Annotated in this window: 15 protein-coding genes; 6 read left to right on the forward strand and 9 right to left on the reverse strand. The window is 65.3% G+C overall.

Features of this window, described 5'->3' with window-relative positions; translation table 11 throughout:
* From A3840_RS16415 to A3840_RS16435, 5 genes are all read right to left on the reverse strand, one after another.
* Entirely contained in the window at positions 1-795 is a 795-nt protein-coding gene (locus A3840_RS16415) for an ABC transporter permease (RefSeq protein ID WP_067459349.1), read from the reverse strand.
* Positions 792-1,796 carry an ABC transporter ATP-binding protein gene (locus A3840_RS16420; RefSeq protein WP_067459352.1) on the reverse strand — a complete coding sequence of 335 codons (1,005 nt, stop codon included), beginning with the start codon at positions 1,794-1,796 and terminating at the stop codon, positions 792-794. The genes A3840_RS16415 and A3840_RS16420 overlap by 4 nt, the downstream gene beginning before the upstream one ends.
* 60 nt (positions 1,797-1,856) lie before the next feature.
* On the reverse strand, positions 1,857-2,216 hold the full coding sequence (locus tag A3840_RS16425) for a YciI family protein (protein WP_067459355.1): 360 nt from the start codon (positions 2,214-2,216) through the stop codon (positions 1,857-1,859).
* Between the two features lie 263 nt (positions 2,217-2,479).
* Positions 2,480-4,360: an excinuclease ABC subunit UvrC gene (gene uvrC, locus A3840_RS16430; RefSeq protein ID WP_067459358.1), complete on the reverse strand. Its 1,881-nt coding sequence runs from the start codon at positions 4,358-4,360 to the stop codon at positions 2,480-2,482.
* Positions 4,357-5,145, reverse strand: a complete 789-nt coding sequence (locus A3840_RS16435) for an SDR family oxidoreductase (protein ID WP_067459399.1) — start codon at positions 5,143-5,145, stop codon at positions 4,357-4,359. The genes uvrC and A3840_RS16435 overlap by 4 nt, the downstream gene beginning before the upstream one ends.
* A 184-nt stretch (positions 5,146-5,329) precedes the next feature.
* Here A3840_RS16435 and A3840_RS16440 point away from each other — a divergent pair, with 184 nt between their 5' ends.
* From A3840_RS16440 to A3840_RS16450, 3 genes are all read left to right on the forward strand, one after another.
* Entirely contained in the window at positions 5,330-5,650 is a 321-nt protein-coding gene (locus A3840_RS16440) for a hypothetical protein (RefSeq protein WP_067459361.1), read from the forward strand.
* Between the two features lie 67 nt (positions 5,651-5,717).
* Positions 5,718-6,641, forward strand: coding sequence for a DMT family transporter (locus tag A3840_RS16445; protein WP_067459364.1), 924 nt, complete (start codon positions 5,718-5,720; stop codon positions 6,639-6,641).
* Positions 6,642-6,708: 67 nt separating this feature from the next.
* On the forward strand, positions 6,709-7,149 hold the full coding sequence (locus A3840_RS16450) for a hypothetical protein (protein WP_067459368.1): 441 nt from the start codon (positions 6,709-6,711) through the stop codon (positions 7,147-7,149).
* Positions 7,150-7,195: 46 nt separating this feature from the next.
* Here A3840_RS16450 and A3840_RS16455 read toward each other — a convergent pair whose 3' ends face one another.
* Together A3840_RS16455 and A3840_RS16460 are read right to left on the reverse strand one after the other, a co-directional pair.
* The gene (locus A3840_RS16455; protein WP_067459372.1) at positions 7,196-7,669 is read right to left on the reverse strand and encodes an SH3 domain-containing protein; all 474 of its coding nucleotides are present in this window, start codon (positions 7,667-7,669) and stop codon (positions 7,196-7,198) included.
* Positions 7,670-7,984: 315 nt separating this feature from the next.
* Positions 7,985-8,407, reverse strand: coding sequence for a MarR family winged helix-turn-helix transcriptional regulator (locus A3840_RS16460; protein WP_067459375.1), 423 nt, complete (start codon positions 8,405-8,407; stop codon positions 7,985-7,987).
* A 146-nt stretch (positions 8,408-8,553) separates the two neighbouring features.
* Here A3840_RS16460 and A3840_RS16465 point away from each other — a divergent pair, with 146 nt between their 5' ends.
* The 3 genes from A3840_RS16465 to hemH all read left to right on the forward strand — a co-directional run bounded on the left by A3840_RS16465 (position 8,554) and on the right by hemH (position 12,356).
* Positions 8,554-9,453: a LysR family transcriptional regulator gene (locus A3840_RS16465; protein WP_067459378.1), complete on the forward strand. Its 900-nt coding sequence runs from the start codon at positions 8,554-8,556 to the stop codon at positions 9,451-9,453.
* 48 nt (positions 9,454-9,501) lie between these two features.
* Entirely contained in the window at positions 9,502-11,049 is a 1,548-nt protein-coding gene (locus A3840_RS19175) for a HoxN/HupN/NixA family nickel/cobalt transporter (protein ID WP_082903975.1), read from the forward strand.
* Positions 11,050-11,333: 284 nt separating this feature from the next.
* Positions 11,334-12,356 (forward strand): ferrochelatase, encoded by a 1,023-nt coding sequence (hemH, locus tag A3840_RS16475; RefSeq protein WP_067459381.1) that lies wholly within the window; start codon positions 11,334-11,336, stop codon positions 12,354-12,356.
* Between the two features lie 127 nt (positions 12,357-12,483).
* Here the strand turns inward: hemH and A3840_RS16480 are convergent, their stop codons facing one another.
* Both A3840_RS16480 and A3840_RS16485 read right to left on the reverse strand, forming a co-directional pair.
* Positions 12,484-12,852, reverse strand: coding sequence for an SH3 domain-containing protein (locus A3840_RS16480; protein ID WP_067459384.1), 369 nt, complete (start codon positions 12,850-12,852; stop codon positions 12,484-12,486).
* 72 nt (positions 12,853-12,924) lie between these two features.
* Complete coding sequence (locus A3840_RS16485; protein ID WP_067459387.1) at positions 12,925-13,311, reverse strand: hypothetical protein; 387 nt, start codon at positions 13,309-13,311, stop codon at positions 12,925-12,927.
* Positions 13,312-13,497: the final 186 nt, after the last annotated feature.

Here is a 13,497-nt window from a genome sequence, read left to right on the forward strand (position 1 = left end):
TCACCCGCCCTGCACGATGAGGCGATGGCGAGCCCGGGACCAGAGCCAGGCGAGGAAGCCGCCGAGCGCGGCGAGCCAGGCAAGGCCGATGCCGAAATAGAGGAAGGTTGCCGGCGGATCGAGCTTACCCAGGTAGATTGCGGTGGGATAATAGCTGACCCAGGCAAAGGGCAGATAGCCCAGGATGCCCGACAGCCAGCCGGGCATGAACCAGAGCGGCACGATGGCGCCGGAGGCCAGGGCCATGATGCCCTTGAGGAACCATTCGAGCGCGAAGGCGGTGAGCAGCCAGAAGGCCAGCAGGCCGCAAAGCGCGCCCAGGGTGAAGAGCATCAGCCAGGACAGGGCCCAGAAGGGCAGGGCCATGAGGGCGTGGAAGAGGCTGGCCGGCGGCAGCAGGCCGACGGAGAAGCCGACAATGAGCAGGACCGGCAGCGTCACCACGAGCTGGTCGAAGACATAATGGCCGAAATGGGTGGCGAGCAGGCTGGCCGGATAGCTCAGGGGCTTGAGCAGGAAGATGGTGATATCGCCGGTGCGCACGGCCTCGCCGACATCGTTGATCAGCCTGTCGGTGTTCCAATAGAGCAGGCCGGCGATCATGACATAGGTGATCATCTCGGGCAGGGTGGCGCCGTCGACCACGACCTGGCCGGCAAAGGCGGCGGTCCAGATGGCGATGAAGGCGAAGGAAATGACCAGTTCGCCGAAGGCGCTGGCCCAGACCTGGTTGCGATAGGCCAGCCGCGACTGGAAGGCGGTGAGCGCGAAGGCGGGATAGGCGCCGGCCCTCATGACGCGGCGCCCGCGAGCCGGGACTTGTTCTGGTAAAAGGTGCGGATCACCTCCTCGATATCGGGCTCTTCCAGCTTGACGTCCTTGAGGCCATGGCCGCGCCCGACCTCGTTGAGCACGTCGATGAGGGAAATGGCCTCGTCTTCGAGCAGGTAATGCTTGGCGGCGCCCTCGTCGCGGCTGAGCGTGGCGGTGGCGAGGGGCAGCGGGCCGGGATCGGTGGCGAATTCCAGCGTCAGGCGGCGGCGCGAGCCGAGATCGGCGCGCAGCCGGGTCAGTTCGCCGTCGAAGAGCAGCTTGCCGTCGTCCACCATGATCAGGCGGGGGCAAATCTCCTCGATGTCCACCAGGTCATGGGTGGTGAGGATGATGGTGGTGCCGCGCTCGCGATTGACCCGGGCGAGGAATTTGCGCACCGCGTCCTTGGCGACGACGTCGAGGCCGATGGTGGGTTCGTCGAGGAAGATGATCTTCGGATCGTGCAGCAGGGCGAGCGCGATTTCGGCGCGCATGCGCTGGCCGAGGCTGAGCTGGCGCACCGGGCGATCGAGATAGGCGCCCATATCCAGCATTTCGGTGAGAAAGGCGAGGTTGTCGGCGAAGCGGGCTTCGGGGATGTCGTAGATGTGGCGATTGAGCGCGAAGCTGTCGCGCACCGGCAAATCCCACCACAATTGGCTGCGCTGGCCGAAAACGACGCCGATTTCGCGGGCATTGCGCATGCGATTGGTATGGGGTTCACGGCCGAGGACCGAAAGCGCGCCGGCGCTGGGCGTCAGGATGCCGGTCATCATCTTGATCATGGTCGACTTGCCGGCGCCATTGGGCCCGAGATAGCCGACAGCTTCGCCCGGTTCGATGGCGAAGGTGATGTCGCTGACGGCGCGGATTTCCGTATAGGTGCGGGAAAACAGGCTCCGCAGCCCGCCGGCCAGGCCGGATTGACGCTTGAGCTGGCGGAAGGTCTTGTCCACGCCATCGGCCGAAATGATCGCTGCCATCGAACGCTCCCCCTGGGCGGGGGAGGCTAGCCGATTCTGGGCCTCATGAAAGCGGGCGGATTATTGCGGGCCCGCCATGTTGAATTGCTGCAGGTGCAGGATGGTGACTTCACCATCCCATTCCGGCCAGTGGCGGCGATGCAAATCCACGAAGCGCTGGGTCCAGGTGACGATCTCGGCCTCGGTGTCGAGTTCGTAGATAGCGTAGCCGCCGACCTGTTCCTTGGCTTCGGCATAGGGGCCGTCGGTGACCATCTGGCCCTTGCGGGTCGTTACGGTGCCGGCCAGCGCCATGCCGCCGGTCTCGGTCATGCGGGCGCCGGCCTCCATGCCGAGCTGGACGATGGCGGCCATGAGCGCGGGCGGCGGATTGGTGGCGCTCTCGGGATTGAGCGTCTTGACCATGGTGAGGAATTTCATCGGGATCTCCGTGGTTGGGCGTGAGAGCGACGAACGGGAGGGTGGGATTTCGACGGATACGTCCTGCGCCCGCATTTTTGGACGTCATCACCGGGCTTGTCCCGGTGAACCATGCTTGGGGGAGATGGATTGCCCGGACAAGCGGGGCAATGACGAAAGACCTTCGATTTGTCGCGGGGGAGAGAACCCCTCACCCTGATTTTCTGCTGAATGCAGAAAATCTGTCCCTCTCCCGCAAGGGGAGAGGGGAAGGGCGGGGCGGTTCAGGTCCGATTGAAATGGTCGTAGATGAGCTGCGCCATGGCTCTCGAAATGGTGGGCACGGCTTCGAGATCGGCCAGGGAGGCGCGGGAGACGGCCTTGGCGGAGCCGAAATGGTTGAGCAGGGCGCGCTTGCGCGTGGGGCCGATGCCTTCGATTTCGTCGAGCGGGTTCTTCACCACGTCCTTCTTGCGGCGGGCGCGGTGGGTGCCGATGGCGAAGCGGTGGGCTTCGTCGCGCAGGCGCTGGACGTAGTAGAGGACGGGATCGCGGTGGGGCAGCATGAAGGCGTCGCGGCCCTCCATGAAGAATTTCTCGCGGCCGGCATCGCGCTCCTCGCCCTTGGCGATGCCGATAAAGGTGACCTCGCGCGGCAGGTTGAGCCCGGCAATCACCTCCCGCACCGCATTGAGCTGGCCGGCGCCGCCATCGATGAACACCACGTCGGGCCAATCGGGCATGCCGGTATTGTCGTCCTCGGCATCGGTCTCGCTTTCGGCGGCGAGACGGGCAAAGCGGCGGGTCAGCACTTCGCGCATCATGCCGAAATCGTCGCCGGCGGAGATGTCGGATTTGATGTTGAAGGTGCGGTAGTGCTTCTTGGAAAAGCCTTCCTCGCCGGCCACGACCATGGCGCCGACCATATTGGTGCCCGAGATGTGGGAATTGTCGTAGACCTCGATGCGGCGAGGGATTTCCTCGAGGCCGAAGGTTTCGGCGACGCCTTCGAGCAAGGTGCGGTTGGAAGCGCCTTCAGCGAGTTGGCGGCCCAGGGCCTCGCGGGCATTGTTGAGGGCGTGATTGACCAGATCGCGCTTCTCGCCGCGTTTGGGCTGCTCGATATAGACGCGGCGGCCGGCGCGGGTGGAGAGGGCCTCCTCCATCAGGGCGTGCTCGCTGAGCTCGTGGCTGATGAGGACGAGACGGGCGGGGGTCCGGTTTTCGTAGAACTGGCCGATAAAGGCTTCGAGCACTTCGGCGTCGGTTAGACTGGCGTCGGCGCGTGGGCGATAGGGGTAATTGCCCCAGTTCTGATAGGCGCGGAAGAAGAAGACCTGCACGCAGAACTGGCCGCCTTCGTGGTGGATGGCGAAGACGTCGGCCTCCTCGACGGAGCGGGCGGTGGCGTCGCCCTGCGACTGGATCAGGGCAAGGGCCGAGAGGCGGTCGCGGATCAGGGCGGCGCGCTCGAAATCGAGGTCTTCGGCGGCCTTGTTCATATCGGCCTGCAGATGTTCCTGGACGCTGCGCGACTTGCCGGAGAGGAATTGCCGGGCGTCCTCAACCAGCTCGCCATAGGCCTCGAGGCTGATTTCGCGGGTGCAGGGGCCGGCGCAGCGCTTGATCTGGTATTGCAGGCACGGCCTGGTGCGCGCGGCGTAGAAGCTGTCCGAGCAATTGCGGAGCAGGAAGGCCTTTTGCAGGCTGGCAATGGTGCGGCCGACGGCGGTGGCCGAGGCGAAGGGGCCGAAATAGTGACCGGGGCGGCGGCGGGTGCCGCGATGCTTGGTCAGTTCGGGGGCCTCGTGATCGGTGGCGATGAGAATATAGGGAAAGCTCTTGTCGTCCCGCAGCAGCACGTTGAAGCGCGGCTTCAGGCGCTTGATCATGTTGGCTTCGAGCAGCAGCGCCTCGGATTCCGTCTCGGTGCGGACGAATTCCATGCTGACGGTCGAGGCGATCATGCGCTGGAGGCGCAGTTCGAGCCCGTCGGGGCGGGTGTAATTGGTGACGCGCGCCTTGAGGTTGCGGGCCTTGCCCACATACATGACCTCGCCCTCGGCATCGAGCATGCGATAGACGCCGGGCGCCGCGGGCAGGGTGCGGACAAAGGCACGGATCACGTCCGGGCCGGATTTCGGAGGCGGGGCTGTTTCGGTCATAGTCGGGGCGTCGGGCCGCTTCGTGGCGGAAATTCGAGATGCTCGCCGCCATCCAGCGCCAGCATCTGCCCGGTATAGGACGGCATGGACAGAATGGCGAGAATGCCGCGGGCAATGGCCTCGGGGCCGGCATGGCGCTGGAGCGGCAGGGCCTGGACCGAGGCATCGAACTCGGCCTGGCTCTGGCGCGCATTGGGCAGGACCGGGCCGGGGCCGATGGCATTTACCCGAATGGCGGGGGCCAGGGATTGCGCCAGGGTCCGGGTGGCGGTCCAGAGCACGGATTTGGACAGGTAATAGCTGAAGAAGGCGGGCGTCGGATGGAGCACACGCTCATCGATCATGTTGACGATATTGCCCTCGACGCCGTCCGGCAGCTGGGCGGCGAAATCGCGGGCCAGGAAGACGGGCGCTTCGGCATGAATGGCGAAATGGGCATCCCAGAGCTTTTCGTCAATATCGGCGGCGCTGTCCGGCTCGAAGATCGAGGCATTGTTGACGAGCACGGTCAGCGGGCCGAACGGTTCAGCGGCGCGGGCGATGAGCGTCTGGCGCTGGGTGCGCTTGCCGAGATCGGCCTTGACGATCTCGGCGCGACCGCCTTCGGCGCGGATGCGGGCGCGCAAGGCCCGGGCGCCGTCGGCGTCGGAGCGATAATGGATGATGACGGCATGGCCTTCCATGGCCAGGGCAAAGGCGATGGCCGCGCCGATGCGGTCGCCGGCGCCGGTGACCAGGGCGACCGATCCGGTCTGATTCGGAGCTGGAATCTTGCTTTTTGGCATCGGGCGGACCATAGGCCGGACAAAGGGCTTCTTCAATCGCCGGGGAACGGCACAGGCGGCGGGTAGAGCGCGGCGCTGACAGGAAATGGCAGCAGGTTTTTCTTTGCCCTTACAAAAAAGGGGCGTAGCCTCCTCTTGTATCGCAGAGTGAACGACTCAGCGACATGAAGAGGAGGGCGTGACTATGGAAGTAATCGTTTCTATCCTGGTTCAGCTTGTTGCGGGCGGGGCTGGTGGCAATGTGATCGGCCAATTGGCCAAGCAGCTCAATCTGGGGACGGCCGGCAATTCGGTCGTCGGCGCCATCGGCGGCCTGGCCGGCACCTGGCTCGCCGGCATGATCCCCGGACTTGACGGCCTGGTCGGCGCTGCCGCAGGAGCGGCGGGCGCCACGGGTGGGCTCGATCTCGGCGCCCTGGCCGGACAAGGCGTTACCGGCCTGGTCGGCGGCGGCCTCCTGACCGCCATTGCCGGCCTGATCAAGTCGGCCACCGCAAAGGCCTGACCACCAATTCCACACGGCGTTCCGCGGCCCTGGCCGCGGGGCGTCTTCAGTTCGAGTTCGCCTCCCTATGACTGTGCCCGCCAATAGCCTGCCTTCCGATCAGATCGGGCGGGCCATTCTTCTTACGCTTGTCACCATCATCGTCTTCGGCATCCAGGATGCCGTCTCCAAGATGCTGGTGCAGACCTATTCGCCCTTCCTCATCACCATGATGCGCTATTGGGGCTTTGCCGCCTTCGCGCTGTTCATGGTGGCACGCCAGGCGCCGCTGCGGCAGGCGCTGGTGTCGCGGGCGCCGGGCTGGCAGGTGCTGCGCGGGGTGCTGCTGATCGCCGATATCTGGTTTTTCGCGCTGGCCTTGCAGACGGTGCCGCTGGGGGAATTGCAGGCCATCGTCATCGTCTATCCGCTGCTGGTGACGCTGTTCGCCATTCCCATCCTGGGCGAGAAGGTAGGCGTGTTCCGCTTCGCGGCGGTGGGGGCGGGCTTTCTGGGCGCGCTGATCATCATGCGGCCGGGCGGCATCCCGCTCGATTGGGGCGTGGCCTATGCGCTGGCTTCCGCGGCCTTTTACGCCATCTACATCGTCATCACCCGCAAGGTGAGCAGCGTGGACAGTGCGGCCACCAGCCTGACCTATATCGCTCTTGTCGGGCTGGTTCTGTCGTCCTGCGTCGGGGTATTTTTCTGGGAGCCGATGGCATGGGGCGATTTCGCGCTGGTGGTGGTGATCATGGCCACGACCTGCGCGGGGCATGGGGTGATGGTCTACGCCCTCACCATGGCGCCGGCCAGCGTATTGCAGCCGTTCAATTATTTCTCGCTGCCCTGGGCGATCATTCTCTCCATCGTGGTGTTCGGCCACTGGATCGACGCCATTTCGCTGCTCGGCGCATCGGTGATCGTGGCGGCGGGGCTGGTGGTGATGTGGCGCGAGCGGACGCGCAAGGTGAAGGTGGTCAAGGAGGAGGCCGTGCCGGGCCACGAATGAGACGAGCGCGGCGGGTTGAAGTCGCGGCGGGCAGGGGGCATGTGTGGGGCGGAACAGGAGGTGCCCCATGATCTGGCTGATCGAACTCGCGCTGGTCCTGCTGCTGGTCGGTGGCGGCTGGACGATGATGAACCGGGGCAAGCGCACCGACAGGCGCGAAGCGCTGACCATGCGGCGGGTCGATGCCTATATCGAGACCATCCGCCGCGAGCGGCGCAATCCGGACCTCGCGGCGATGAGCGACACCGAATTGCGCGACCTCCTGCATTCGGGCGCGCGCAACCTGCGGGCGGCGGAGCAGAAGAAGGGCTGGATATTGCTCGGAATCGGCGCGGCGACGCTGGTTGCCGCTTCGGTGCTGGCGGCGCAGGAAGGCTGGGCCGGTTTCGGTGCGACGGCGGCGATCGGCGCCATCGTGGCCTATGGCACCAATGAATTTCTCAATCGCCTGATGCGGGCGCCGCTGGAACGGCGGGGCGTGGATATCGAGCGGCTGCTGGTGGAATGAGCAACGCCGCCCTTGCGGGCGGCGTCGCGGGATCTATTGGCGGGGCTTAGTTGCCGACGCAGAAATAGCCGTTGGGACCGTTGAAGCAGACGCTACCATGGCCGGGGGCCGGGTAGATGGGCTGCGGACGCGGGGGGCGCGGGTTCCAATGGGGCGGACGCGGGGGCCGCGGGTTCCAGTGCGGCGGCTGCGGACGCGGGGGCGGGTTCCAGTGCGGGGGCGGCGGAGGCGGACGGTTCCAGCCATCATCCCAGCCCGGACGGCCATAATTCAGGTAATTGGCCGAGACCCAGCCATCGGGGCCGCGCTTTTCGACATAGCACCAGGAGCCGCGGCAATATTGGACATCGACCTGTTCGCCGCGGCGCAGCGTATCGATGACGCCGTAGCCCGTACCCGGCCCGGTGCGGACATTGACATTGCCGGTGGCGACAGCAGGGGCAGCGAAAGCCGCTACCGTCGAGACCAAGATGCCGAGCGTGGCCAGCCCGGTGGTGAGCAGTTTCCTGTTGAGGGCCATGAGGGGCTCCTTTCAAAACATTCTGGCGTTCGTGCCTTGGTCCCTAATCAACAGGATCGCGCATGAACCTAACCTGAACGATATGTTAAGGCAGAAACGGATTGGGGGGAGAGGCGGTTCCGAGGGGCCCGTTCGGTGGCTGGAGCGGGCCTACGTAACTCCACCATCGTCACCCTCGGGCTTGTCCCGGTGGTCCATGCCCTCCTCGCCTCCGCAAGATGGATTGCCGGGCCCTCGGGTCAAGCCCGAGGGTGGCCCGGCAATGACGGCAAAATGAGTGAGGGCGAGAACCGTTTCAGTCGGTGAGTGAATGCGCTAAAGCCGCAGCAGGGCGACGAAGCGGCCGAGTGTTTCGGCGAGGCGCTTGCGGTGCTTGGGCTTGAGTTCGCCCATCAGGGCTTCCTCGAGCAGGGCCCAGTGATCGGCGAGGCTGTTGCGGATGCGCAGGCCGCGTTCGGTGAGGGCGATGCCGGGCTCCAGTTCCGGGCCGACGGCCTGGCGGGTGATGAGGTCGCGGGCGGCCAGCCGCTCGATGCGGGTGGCGAGCATGTCGGCGGTCAGGCCCAGTTCCTCGGCCAAAGCCGTTTCGGTGGTGCCGGCGCGGCCGAGCACGAACAGCACGGCATCGTCTCCCGGCTCGAGACCTTTCTCGATCAGCGGGACCAGCACGGCCTTGTGCGCCAATTGGCCGGCTTCGATAAGCCGGTAAAGCGCTGAACGGGACGAGGGCTTGGACATAGGCGCGAAAATAGTCCGAACTCCGAGGCTGCGTCGATTGGGCATCCCATCCTATCGTTAATCATCGAATGGCCAAGGGGCGTTATTGTTCACTCCATGCAGATGAGTTATGCGTTGATTGACCATGGTTTCGTGAACGGATTGAGATGAGTCAGGACATTGCCCGCATCCGCGCCTTCGTCCAGGTCTTCGACGCGGGCGGGTTTTCGGCGGCGGCGCGCGAACATGGTCGCTCCAAGGCGTTGCTCAGCAAATATGTCACCGACCTGGAGGATTACCTGGGCGTGCGGCTGATGAACCGCACGACGCGAAAACTCAGCCTCACCGAGGCGGGCGAGGCCTATTACCGCGAAGCTTCGGCGCTGTTGCAGCAGCTCGACGACCTCGACGCCACGATCAGCGACCAGACCAGCGAGCCGCGCGGCCTGCTGCGCGTGTCCGCGCCGCGCAATTTCGGCGAATCCACGCTGGCGCCGGCGATTTTCGAGTATCTCAAGACATATCCGAAGGTGTCGCTCGATCTCAGGCTGGAGGATCGCTATGTCGACCTCGTGGACGAGGGGATCGACGTGGCGCTGCGCATTTCGACGCTGGCCGATTCCTCGCTGATCGCCCGCAAGATCGCCGACATGCATGTGGTGGCGGGCGCTTCGCCGGAGCTGCTGAAGCGCGTGGGCGACCCCAAGCATCCCGAGGATTTGCGGCACCTGCCCTGCATCATCGACGTCAATCTGCAGGGGCAGTCCAACTGGCGCTTCTCCGAGGACGGCAAGACCGTATCGGTGCCGGTGAGCGGGCCGGTGCGGGTCAATTCGCCGCTGGCGGCGCGGCAGGCAGCGATTGCGGGCCTCGGTTTCGTCATGTTGCCGTCCTATCTGGCCGACCCGGCAGTGGGGCGGGGCGAGCTCGTTCCGGTGCTGGGCGCCTTCCTGCCGACCGGGCAGACGCTGCAAGCGGTCTATCCGCACCGGCGGCACCTGGCGGGCAAGGTCAGGGCGCTGATCGACCATCTGGTGGAGTGGTTCGCCATCCATCCGATCACATAGGGGCAATCGGCTTTGGGTTTTTCCGGCTTGCGAAACGGTTTCGCGGCAATGGCATTGGTGCTGGCCGGGATGAGCCAGCCGGCGCTGGCGCATCCGCATATCTTCATCGACGCAGCGGTGGACATCACGCTGGACGATGCCGGGCGCGTGACGGCCCTGCATCATAGCTGGACCTTCGACACCGCCTTTTCGGTGTGGATGGTGCAGGGGCTGGATACCAATAATGACGGCATCGTGTCGTCCGAGGAAATGCAGGAGCTGGCCGACGAGAACATGCTCGGCCTGGCCGATTTCGGCTTCTATACGGTGGCCGGCGACGGCATGGATTTCACTGCGGCCGGCGACCAGCGCATGCGCTACGAGGACAATCGCGTGACGCTGGATTTCACCATCGATGCGGTGACGCCGCAGGCGGCGGGCAATCATTTCGAGCTGGGCGTCTATGACGCCGAATATTACGTGGCCATCGCCTTCGACGACGTTTCCGACGTCACCCTGATCAACGGCGTCGAGGATTGCGCGGTTCATCTCGAGCCGCCAAAGCCCATGGCGCCCGATGTCGAGGCGCGGCTCTATGCGCTGGGTCCCGAAGTGCTGGAATTGCCGCCGGACCTGGCGGCGGCGATGCGCGGCACGCAGGGCATGGTCGTGCTGTCCTGCGGGGAAGCGCCGCCGCCGGCGACCGCGATCGAGGCGGTGAACCAGGTGGCGGAGGCACGGCCATCGGTCCCCTTCGGCGGGCCGCCGCCCGAAGTGGGGCTGAACCTGCCCCGGACCGGATTTTTCGGCTGGCTGCAGAACCAGCAGCGCGATTTCTATGCCGCGATGACCAATGCGCTGGACGCCCTGCGCAGCGACTGGAACGCCTTCTGGGTGCTGGGCGGGCTGAGCTTCCTCTATGGGGTGTTCCACGCCGCCGGGCCGGGGCACGGCAAGGTGGTGATTTCCTCCTATATGCTGGCCAATGAACGGCAATTGCGGCAGGGCATCGCGCTGAGCGGGGTTTCCGCCCTGATGCAGGGCGTGGTGGCCATCGGCTTCGTGCTGGTGCTGGCGGGCATATTGAACCTGACCAGCACGGCCCTGGGCGAGGCGGCGCATTGGGTGGGCGTCATCTCCTATGGGCTTGTGGCGCTGCTCGGGCTGTGGCTGGTGCTGCGCAAGGTGTTCGGCTGGGGGCACCATCATCATGGGCACCACGACCACGATCACCACGGCCATGAGCATCACCACGACACGCATGAGCACATGCATCATGCGGTGGGGCCGGCGGACATAAAGGGCGATTGGCGGGAGCAATTGGGCGTCATCCTGGCGGTGGGGCTGCGGCCCTGCTCGGGGGCGCTGGTGGTGCTGGTCTTCGCCTTGTCGCAGGGGCTGCTGGCAGCGGGGATCGTTTCGGTGCTGCTGATGAGCCTGGGCACGGCGATCACCGTGGCGGCGCTGGCGAGCCTGGCGGTGCTGGCCAAAGGGCTGGCAGGGCGGATCGGCGGGGCCGACAGCGCCATTGCCGGTCATGTCCTGTGGTGGGCCGAATTGCTGGGCGCAGTCTCGGTGCTGGCTTTCGGCGTGCTGCTGCTGATCGCGAGTCTTTAGGGGGACAAGGGCTGGGCCCCTTGGCCATTCCCGGCCGTATTCCGTCCGCGTCATTGCCGGGCTTGTCCCGGCAATCCAGCTTGCTTGCGGCATCGCATGGACCACCCGGATAAACCGGGTGGTGACGGGGGCGGAAAGATCGAGGTCAAACCGAGGCGCCGTTTTGAAGCATGGCTCCGTCGCTGATCCGGATCGAAGCGGAGCGCGACCCATCGCCGCCTTGCGAAGAGGGCGGAAGTGGTTAAGGTGCGCCAAAATTCTGGAACGCTTCCAATCTGGGCCCCATGTCCGAACATTTTCCGCCGAACCATCCCGTCCTGCCCCAGCAGAAAGTGGGTGTGCTGCTGCTCAATCTGGGAACCCCCGACGGGACCGATTACTGGAGCGTGCGCCGCTATCTCAAGGAATTCCTGTCCGATCCGCGCGTCATCGAGACCAACAAGCTGATCTGGTGGCCGATTCTCAATTTCGTCATCCTCTCGTTCCGGCCGCAGAAGAGCGGGCATGCCTATGCGCAGATCTGGGACAAGGAAAAGAACGAAAGCCCCCTGCGCGTCATCACCCGCGAACAGACCCAGAGTTTAGCAGAGCGGCTGCGGGGCGAGGACATCATGGTCGAATTCGCCATGCGCTACGGCAATCCCTCCACCCGTTCGGTGCTGGAGAAAATGCAGGCCGCCGGGTGCCAGCGCATCCTGCTGGTGCCGCTTTATCCGCAATATTCGGCGACCACCACGGCGACGGCCAATGACAAGGCGTTCGACGCGCTGCGGACGATGCGCTGGCAGCCGGCGGTGCGCACGGCGCCGGCCTATTTCGACGATCCGCACTATATCGAGACGCTGGGCAATTCGATCCGCGAGGGTATCGCCAAGCTCGATTTCGAGCCCGACGTGGTGATCACCTCCTATCACGGCATGCCGGTGGACTACCTCAAGAAGGGCGACCCCTATTATTGCCAATGCCACAAGACCACGCGGCTGCTGCGCGATTACCTGGGCTGGCCGGAGGAAAAACTCCTCGTCACCTTCCAGAGCCGGTTCGGTCCGACCGAATGGCTGCAGCCCTATACCGACAAGACGCTGGAAGCCCTGCCGGGCAAGGGCGTCAAGAAGGTGGCGATCCTGGCTCCCGCCTTTTCCGCCGATTGCATCGAGACGCTGGAAGAGATCGCCATGGGCGGCAAGGACAGCTTCATGGCGGCGGGCGGGGAGAAGTTCGCCTATATTCCCTGCCTCAACGCCTCGACGCCCGGCATGGACTATATCGAAGCCATGGTGCGGCGAGAGCTGGGCGGCTGGGTCTGACCTCTCCCTTGGGGGAGAGGTCGACGCGCTTGCGCGGCGGGTGAGGGGGCCTTGGCAACCAGCCTGCCGGAAGGCCCCCTCACCCGGCCTGCGGCCGACCTCTCCCCCAAGGGAGAGGTGAAGAGCCTCACCAGCCGCGCCCCGCAAAATCGGGCGGGGTGACGTTGACGAGGCCGCGGCCGACGATCTGGCTTCTGGCCACCCAGCCATAATCGGGAATGCGGCAGAAGGTTTTGGCATTGGCGGGCCAGAGCGTGTGGCCGGCATCGCCGATCCAGCTGCCGCGATTGCTGTCGCTGTCGGTCTGGGTGCAGCGATCGACCGGGATTTCCGTGCCCTCGCCGACATAGCCGATGACCGGGAAGCGGTCGCCGGGCCCGGTATGGACGGGAATGGAGCCGCCCGAGACGCGGGCGGTGACGGTAAGGGCATGGGCGGGCGCGACGGCGCCGCCAAGGGCAAGGGCCGCGAGAGCCAGGGGGATGAGGGCGCGCATGGGGGCCTCCGCAATGGTTTCCCCTTCAATGCGCGCGCCTCGTGGCGGGTTCAAGGCGCGGTGCCTCCGCCGCTAGAGATGAGGCGAGGGCAGGCCGTCGTCCCGGCGCGGGGCGGGCGCATCGTCGAAATCGTCGTCCTCGTCCGGCCAGGGCGCGAGCTGATCGGCATGGAGCGCCTCGAACTGGCGCAGGCCCGCGGCGAGGCGGGCGACGAGAATGACGAAATCGGCCTGGCTCAGCGTCGGCTCGGTGAGCCAGGGAAACCAGGGCAGATCGGCATGGCGGCAGAAGAGCTTGTTGGCCCGGTGGCGCACGCTTTCGAGCGCCCTGACGGTGGGAAGGCCCATATTGCCCGAGGGCTTGCGCTGATCCAGCACGTTTTTGAGGGCGTCGATTTCCAGGCGCAGCCGCTGATAGCTGGCGAGGGCGCGGGGGCCGAGTGGGGGATAGGGTATCATGCTTGCCTCGTATTTGTGATGTCGAGGCATTCTAGCGCGGGTGCCACCAGCGGGGATAAGCGCCCGGCCTTGCGGCTTGCGCTGATACGGTAACAGGCGGCCTTTGGCCCATCCGAACTTTTAGAAACGAGCCAAAGGCCGCCTGTTACGAAACCGGATTTTCCCACGGGTCCGGATTCAGGCGGT

The sequence above is a fragment of the Devosia elaeis genome (assembly GCF_001650025.1).
Classification (GTDB): domain Bacteria; phylum Pseudomonadota; class Alphaproteobacteria; order Rhizobiales; family Devosiaceae; genus Devosia; species Devosia elaeis.

Coding starts and splice junctions, on each gene's coding strand:
- uvrC (WP_067459358.1), bottom strand. CDS start 4,360: ATGACCGAAACAGCCCCGCCTCCGAAATCCGGCCCGGACGTGATCCGT.
- A3840_RS16450 (WP_067459368.1), top strand. CDS start 6,709: ATGATCTGGCTGATCGAACTCGCGCTGGTCCTGCTGCTGGTCGGTGGC.
- A3840_RS16465 (WP_067459378.1), top strand. CDS start 8,554: ATGAGTCAGGACATTGCCCGCATCCGCGCCTTCGTCCAGGTCTTCGAC.
- A3840_RS16480 (WP_067459384.1), bottom strand. CDS start 12,852: ATGCGCGCCCTCATCCCCCTGGCTCTCGCGGCCCTTGCCCTTGGCGGC.
- A3840_RS19175 (WP_082903975.1), top strand. CDS start 9,502: ATGGCATTGGTGCTGGCCGGGATGAGCCAGCCGGCGCTGGCGCATCCG.
- A3840_RS16435 (WP_067459399.1), bottom strand. CDS start 5,145: ATGCCAAAAAGCAAGATTCCAGCTCCGAATCAGACCGGATCGGTCGCC.
- A3840_RS16445 (WP_067459364.1), top strand. CDS start 5,718: ATGACTGTGCCCGCCAATAGCCTGCCTTCCGATCAGATCGGGCGGGCC.
- A3840_RS16415 (WP_067459349.1), bottom strand. CDS start 795: ATGAGGGCCGGCGCCTATCCCGCCTTCGCGCTCACCGCCTTCCAGTCG.
- A3840_RS16420 (WP_067459352.1), bottom strand. CDS start 1,796: ATGGCAGCGATCATTTCGGCCGATGGCGTGGACAAGACCTTCCGCCAG.
- A3840_RS16460 (WP_067459375.1), bottom strand. CDS start 8,407: ATGTCCAAGCCCTCGTCCCGTTCAGCGCTTTACCGGCTTATCGAAGCC.
- A3840_RS16485 (WP_067459387.1), bottom strand. CDS start 13,311: ATGATACCCTATCCCCCACTCGGCCCCCGCGCCCTCGCCAGCTATCAG.
- hemH (WP_067459381.1), top strand. CDS start 11,334: ATGTCCGAACATTTTCCGCCGAACCATCCCGTCCTGCCCCAGCAGAAA.
- A3840_RS16425 (WP_067459355.1), bottom strand. CDS start 2,216: ATGAAATTCCTCACCATGGTCAAGACGCTCAATCCCGAGAGCGCCACC.
- A3840_RS16455 (WP_067459372.1), bottom strand. CDS start 7,669: ATGGCCCTCAACAGGAAACTGCTCACCACCGGGCTGGCCACGCTCGGC.
- A3840_RS16440 (WP_067459361.1), top strand. CDS start 5,330: ATGGAAGTAATCGTTTCTATCCTGGTTCAGCTTGTTGCGGGCGGGGCT.